A 2,183-nucleotide genomic window follows, 5' to 3' on the forward strand; every position below is an offset into this window, starting at 1 on the left:
GAAACAAAAAACTGGGTTGATGCCACATGGTCTTTTACATTAATGATTTTACCCCTTCTCTTTGGCGGTGTGCTTATTGCCGGGTTTCTCCTCGGTATGCCCGGCACGGACAACGGGATAATCCCGAATCAGTGGATTGCACGACTGGTTGGAGGAAATTCGTTATTTTCCAATCTCCTTGCATCAGTCGTTGGGGCATTCATGTACTTTGCAACCCTAACTGAAGTGCCGATTGTACAGGGACTCCTTGGTTCAGGCATGGGGAAAGGCCCTGCCCTTGCTTTACTCCTTGCAGGCCCTGCGCTCTCACTGCCGAGTATGATTGTCATAAGGAGCATTCTGGGGACGAAGAAATCATTTGTGTTTTTTGGTCTTGTCATCGGGCTCTCCACCATTGTGGGGATGGTATTTGGATGGATAGCAGGGTAAAAGCAGTGTTGAGTGATAAGTGTTGAGTGCTGAGTTTATTGAAACCGGGGAAATGTTCTCAACGTTGAACATAGAACATTGAACGTTGAACGTATTACATAGAGGAGGTATGTGGATATGAAGATCCAAATTTTGGGAGCAGGTTGCCGGAATTGTATAAAGCTTGCAAAAAATGCAGAAGAAGCAGCAAAGGCAAAAGGCGCTGATTGCGAGATCGAAAAGGTAACAGATATTAAAGAGATAATGAGCTATGGTGTCATGCAAACACCAGCCCTTGCCATTGACGGAAAGGTAAAGAGCGTCGGGAGGGTACTGTCCGTGGAGGAAATTAAAAAGCTGTTATGAACCAGAATAAAACGTGAGGGGTCAAGGATTCAAGTGATTTTAACCCCCTTGAACCCTGGAATCCTTGAACCCTTGAATCCTCATATTCAGCAAAGGAGACAACAATGACTGAAGGCATATCAAAGAAACTATCATTCCTTGACAGGTTTTTGACCCTGTGGATTTTTCTCGCCATGTTTTTCGGTGTCGGGCTTGGATACCTCTATCCAAAGATGCTTGATGTTATAAACCTTTTTCAGGCGGGTACTACTAATATACCTATTGCCATAGGTTTGATTCTCATGATGTATCCGCCGCTGGCAAAGGTAAAATATGAAGAACTGGGAGAGGCATTTAAAAATAAAAAGGTCCTGACCCTCTCGCTAATTCAAAACTGGGTTATCGGGCCAATCCTCATGTTCTTTCTTGCAATCATCTTCTTGAGTGGTTATCCCGAATACATGTACGGTCTTATCATGATAGGCCTTGCCCGCTGCATTGCCATGGTGATTGTATGGAACGACCTTGCAGGTGGAGACAGGGAGTATGCAGCAGGACTGGTTGCCTTTAACTCGATCTTTCAGATGCTGCTCTTCTCAGTGTATGCATATATCTTTATTGCAATCTTACCGCCCTTTTTTGGCTTAAAAGGCACAGTCGTAAAAGTAAGTATCGGTCAGATAGCGGAGAGCGTTTTTATATACCTCGGCATTCCCTTTATTGGGGGTATGATAACCCGGTTCAGCCTCATAAAGGCGAAAGGGAGGGAATGGTACGACAAAGTCTTTATCCCCCGCATTAGCCCTATAACATTGATTGCCCTGCTTTTTACCATTGTTGTAATGTTCACTCTCAAGGGCGAATATATTGTGAAACTCCCGTTGGATGTTGTCAGGATTGCAATACCTCTTCTCATCTATTTTGTTGTCATGTTCCTCGTCTCTTTCTATATGGGTAAGAAGTTTGGCGCAGATTATCCGAAAACCGCTACCCTCTCGTTTACCGCCGCAAGTAATAATTTTGAACTTGCCATTGCAGTTGCCATTGCAGTCTTCGGGATAAACTCAGGTGAGGCATTCGCTGCTGTAATAGGGCCACTTGTTGAGGTGCCAGCTTTAATCAGTCTTGTAAATGTGGCATTATACTTTAAGAGAAAATATTTTAAATGATTGTTAAATAGTAAAATCATAAAAAGGAGAAGTTAGATGGATAAAAACAGAGCAAAGAAGGCTGTGAAGGAGGCTTACGGAAAGATCGTTCAGGGAAAATCAAGTTGCGGGTGTGGTACTTCTGTGCCTGACAAGAGGGAATTTGCTAAATCTATAGGCTACTCGGAAATAGAGCTTAAGGTAATCCCTGATGAGGCAAACCTGGCACTTAGTTGTGGAAATCCAACGGCGCTGGCAAACCTTAAAGAAGGTGATATTGTT

4 protein-coding genes are annotated in these 2,183 nt (G+C 43.7%); all 4 read left to right on the forward strand.

Annotation, left to right across the window (positions count from 1 at the left end; genetic code table 11):
* A partial coding sequence (locus NTU69_11895) for a permease (GenBank protein ID MCX5804209.1) occupies positions 1-429 on the forward strand: 429 nt, incomplete at its 5' end.
* Positions 430-546: 117 nt separating this feature from the next.
* A complete protein-coding gene (locus tag NTU69_11900) occupies positions 547-774 on the forward strand; it encodes a thioredoxin family protein (protein ID MCX5804210.1) in 228 nt (75 codons plus the stop codon).
* Between the two features lie 104 nt (positions 775-878).
* Positions 879-1,922, forward strand: coding sequence for an ACR3 family arsenite efflux transporter (gene arsB, locus NTU69_11905; GenBank protein ID MCX5804211.1), 1,044 nt, complete (start codon positions 879-881; stop codon positions 1,920-1,922).
* Between the two features lie 36 nt (positions 1,923-1,958).
* A partial coding sequence (locus tag NTU69_11910; protein MCX5804212.1) for an arsenite S-adenosylmethyltransferase occupies positions 1,959-2,183 on the forward strand: 225 nt, incomplete at its 3' end.

This window comes from Pseudomonadota bacterium (assembly GCA_026388215.1).
Taxonomy (GTDB): Bacteria; Desulfobacterota; Syntrophorhabdia; order Syntrophorhabdales; family Syntrophorhabdaceae; genus JAPLKF01.